The sequence below is a fragment of the Streptomyces fuscigenes genome (assembly GCF_021556455.1).
GTDB classification, from domain to species: domain Bacteria; phylum Actinomycetota; class Actinomycetes; order Streptomycetales; family Streptomycetaceae; genus Streptomyces; species Streptomyces fuscigenes.
On sequence record NZ_JAKGCV010000472.1, the window covers coordinates 1 to 4,083 of the forward strand.

Consider the following 4,083-nt stretch of genomic DNA (forward strand, 5'->3'; position numbering starts at 1 on the left):
TGTCGGTGCCGCCGCCGTTGCCGGCGCTGGCCCCCGCCGTACCGCCGTTGTCGCCGGTTCCGCCGTCGGTCGTGGTGCCGTTCGACGTGCCGGTGCCGCCGTCGTCCGTGCCGCCGTCGTCGCCGCCGGCCGGCGGCGGCGAGGTGTCCGCCGGGCCGGACGGCTCGCCGCCGGTGTCGCCGGAGCCCGTGCTGCCGGTGCCGGTGGGCGCCGAGGGCTCGTCCGTCGGCTTCTGCTGCTGCGTGTGCGAGGGGTAGGGCTGGTTGCGGGAGGGCGTGTAGTCCGACGAGCCGTCGCTGCCGCCGGACGAGGAGTCGTCCGACTGCTGGTCGTCCTGAGAGGACTCGTCCTTGGGCGAGGGCGTGTCCGAGGCGTGCGAGTGCGACACGGACGGCGCCGGGCTCTTGTCGTCCGAGGTGTGGTTGTTGCCGGTCATGCTGTTGACCGCGAACGCGACGCCGCCGACGATCGCGACCAGCGCCAGCGCGACGAACAGCAGCATCTTGCCGCGGCCGCGTCCCCGCGCGCCGCCCGCGCCGCCCTCGTCGTAACCGGAGTAGCCGCCGTCGTTCGGGTTGGCCGCCGGCAGCAGCGGGCGCTGCGCCGTCTCCCCGTACGCGCCGTAGCCGCCCGCGCCGTATCCGGCACCCGCGCCCATCGCGGCGGTCGCCCCCACGCCGCCGAGCGCCGTCGTCGGCGCCGGGCCGTGCGAGTCGACGACGCCGGTGTTCCACGTGCCGGTGTATCCGCCCTGCTGCTGGAGCATCTGGAGCCCGTACTGGACGAGCCCGCGCATCTCCTCCGCGCTCTGGAAGCGGTCGTCGGGCTCCTTCGCCAGCGACCGCATCACCAGACCGTCCAGCTCCGGCGGGCAGTTCGCGGAGATCTCCGACGGCGGCACCGGGGTGTCCTGTACGTGCTGGTAGACCACGGACAGCGGGGTCTCACCGACGAACGGCGGCCGCTGCGCCAGCAGTTCGTACAGCAGGCAGCCCGTCGCGTACAGGTCGCTGCGGTGGTCGACCGCCTTGCCGAGCGCCTGCTCGGGGGAGAGGTACTGGGGCGTGCCCATGACCATGCCGGTCTGCGTCATCGTCGACTGCGCGCCGTGCAGGGCGCGGGCGATGCCGAAGTCCATGACCTTGACCGCGCCGGTGTCCGTGATGATCACGTTCGCCGGCTTGATGTCGCGGTGCACGATGCCGTGCTGGTGCGAGTACGCCAGCGCCTCGAGCACGCCGGAGACGATGATCAGTGCCTGCTCGGGAGGCGGGGCGTCCGCGTTGAGCAGCAGGTCGCGGATGGTGTGGCCCTCAACCAGCTCCATCACGATGTAGGGGACGGTCTGCCCCGCCATCGTGTCCTCGCCGGAGTCGTACACGGCGACCACCGCGTGGTGGTTGAGCCCGGCCACCGACTGCGCCTCGCGCGTGAAGCGCGCCTTGGCGACCGGGTCCTCGGCCAGGTCGGAGCGCAGCAGCTTGACGGCCACGGTGCGCCCGAGCCGTACGTCCTCGGCCGCGAACACCTCCGCCATGCCGCCGCGGCCCAGGCGGTGGCTCATGCGGTACCGGCCGTCGCCGACCAGCCCGCCGACGCCCCAGTTTTCCCCAGCATCCGGCGTTCCGCCGCCGCCTGCTTCGGGTTCGGGTGCCATCAGTCCTCGCCGTCGTCTTCTGTCCGCGGGTCGCCGCGGTCGTCCGCCGCGCGCTTCACGGTGCAAATGGAATGTCTCAAGGGGGCTGCGCCCGTCACGCTACAGGGTTCGCAGGACGTGCCTCTCCCGGACGGACCGGCCATCAAACCTGTTGCCGCGTACGCGACGCAAATCCCCGGTACTTCGTGTAACGCTTACGAGACGGTTGCTGTGCGTACGGTCACGGAAAGGGGATCCCTGCTTGACGTGTCTGCGCCCTCCGGCAGACTTGGCGCGTATACGGGGATCGGATGGCCGGTTTCCGCGAGGTTCTCACGACCGAGGTTCCACATCACGGCCGCGGCGCGCGCGTTGTCCAGGAGGTCCGCGCCGGCACACGGGGGTCCGGGGCTGCCTGGCGCCCCAGGGGGGAAGCACAGCCATGAGCCAGGACGGCGCGCAGGGAGAAGAAGCGGGGACGTCCCTCGCGGGCGGCCGCTACCAGCTCCGGAGCCTGCTCGGGCAGGGCGGGATGGCCTCCGTGCACCTCGCCTACGACTCGGCGCTCGACCGCCAGGTGGCGATCAAGACGCTCCACTCCGACCTCGGCCGCGAGCCGTCCTTCCGCGAGCGCTTCCGGCGCGAGGCGCAGGCCGTGGCCAAGCTGTCCCACCCCAACATCGTCTCCGTCTTCGACACCGGCGAGGACGTCGTGGACGGCGCGCCCGTGCCGTACATCGTCATGGAGTACGTGGAGGGGCAGCCGCTCGGGTCCGTGCTGCGGGCCGACATCGCGCAGTACGGGGCCATGCCCGAGGAGAAGGCCCTCAAGATCACGGCCGACGTGCTCGCGGCGCTCGAGACCAGCCACGAGATGGGCCTGGTGCACCGGGACATCAAGCCGGGCAACGTGATGATCACGCAGCGCGGTGTGGTCAAGGTCATGGACTTCGGCATCGCCCGCGCCATGCAGTCGGGCGTCACCTCGATGACGCAGACCGGGATGGTCGTCGGCACGCCCCAGTACCTCTCGCCCGAACAGGCCCTCGGCCGGGGCGTCGACGCGCGCTCCGACCTGTACTCGGTCGGCATCATGCTCTTCCAGCTGCTCACCGGCCGGCTGCCGTTCGACGCGGACTCCCCCCTCGCGATCGCCTACGCGCACGTGCAGGAGGAGCCGTCGGCGCCGTCCTCCATCAACCGGTCGGTCACGCGCGGCGCGGACGCGCTGGTGGCGCGTGCCCTGCGCAAGAACCCGAACGAACGCTTCCCGAGCGCCTCGGCGATGCGCGACGAGACGTCGCGGGTGCTGCCGTCCGCCGGGCAGGCCGGACCGCCGGTGATCGCGGCGGGGGCGCCGCCGCAGAACAGCGGCTCGGGCGTCGCGTCCGCCGTCTTCCCGCCGGTGGGCGGGGGACAGGCGCCGCCGGCCGCGCCGGGCCCCTACGGCACACCGCCCCCCTACGGTCACCCGGGACAGCCCGGCCCGTACGGCACGCCGGCCCCCACGGCGCCCCAGCAGGGCTACGGCTACCCGCAGGCCCACCCGGCGCAGCAGGGCGGGCTGCCGCCGACCCCGCCGCCGTACGCGACGACCCCCGGCCCGGCCTCCGCCGGCGGGGGCGGAGGCCGGGGGAAGACGCCGCTGGTCGTCGCGGCGGTGGTGGTCGCGCTCGCCGCGATCGGGGGCATCGTCTACGTACTCGGGCCGGGCAGCGGGGGCTCGCCGGACGCCAAGTCGTCCGGGGGAGCGACCAGCAGCGCCACCGCCACCGCCGGCGGCGGCAGCAGTCCGTCGGGCGCGGGCTACCGGCCCCCGGAGCCGAACCGGACGATGGAGGCGGACGCCTGCACGGACGCGTTCCAGGACTACGAGGACGCGAAGAAGGTCGACGCCCCGGACTTCCGCTACAAGGACATCCGCTCGGTCAAGGCCTGCATGAACAAGGTCGGCTGGTCGGTGAAGGAGTCGGACGTCGACAACGGCGCGTACGCGGACGGCCAGGTGGTGGAGCAGTACCCGGCGCCCGGCGACCCGGTCGACCCCAAGAGCCAGGTGTTCGACCTGAAGGTGTCGACGGGCAAGCCCGAATAACCCGAGCCCCCCGCCGGACCTGGGCCCCGGCGGCGGCCCTCCCGGCGCGCGGCCCCCGGCGTCCGCCTCCCGGCGCTCGGGGGGTGCGCCCGGCCGGAGGGGCCCCTCCCCGCGCCCGGCCGGGTGAAGGGGGGTTTATCCGCGGTTGCTCCGGATGCAGGTCGCGCCCCGGCGTGTGACGCTGGGTCGGTGATCCCGAGGCTGCGCGTCTCCTCCGCTTTCGCCGTCGTGTCGCTGCTGCTCGCCGCGCCCGTCGCGCGGGCGGACGGCCCCGCCGGGAGTCCCGACGGCTCGCCGGTGCCGCACGCCAGCTCGGGGCTCGCGGGTCGCCAGGCGGGTGAGGGACGCGACC

The 4,083-nt window shown here is 73.6% G+C and carries 2 protein-coding genes; one reads left to right on the forward strand and one right to left on the reverse strand.

The window, feature by feature from the left end:
- A partial coding sequence (locus L1885_RS24785; RefSeq protein WP_235799401.1) for a protein kinase domain-containing protein occupies positions 1–1,657 on the reverse strand: 1,657 nt, incomplete at its 3' end.
- Positions 1,658–2,078: 421 nt separating this feature from the next.
- Here L1885_RS24785 and L1885_RS24790 point away from each other — a divergent pair.
- Positions 2,079–3,731 (forward strand): Stk1 family PASTA domain-containing Ser/Thr kinase, encoded by a 1,653-nt coding sequence (locus tag L1885_RS24790; RefSeq protein WP_235799402.1) that lies wholly within the window; start codon positions 2,079–2,081, stop codon positions 3,729–3,731.
- Positions 3,732–4,083: the final 352 nt, after the last annotated feature.

Coding starts and splice junctions, on each gene's coding strand:
- L1885_RS24790 (WP_235799402.1), top strand. CDS start 2,079: ATGAGCCAGGACGGCGCGCAGGGAGAAGAAGCGGGGACGTCCCTCGCG.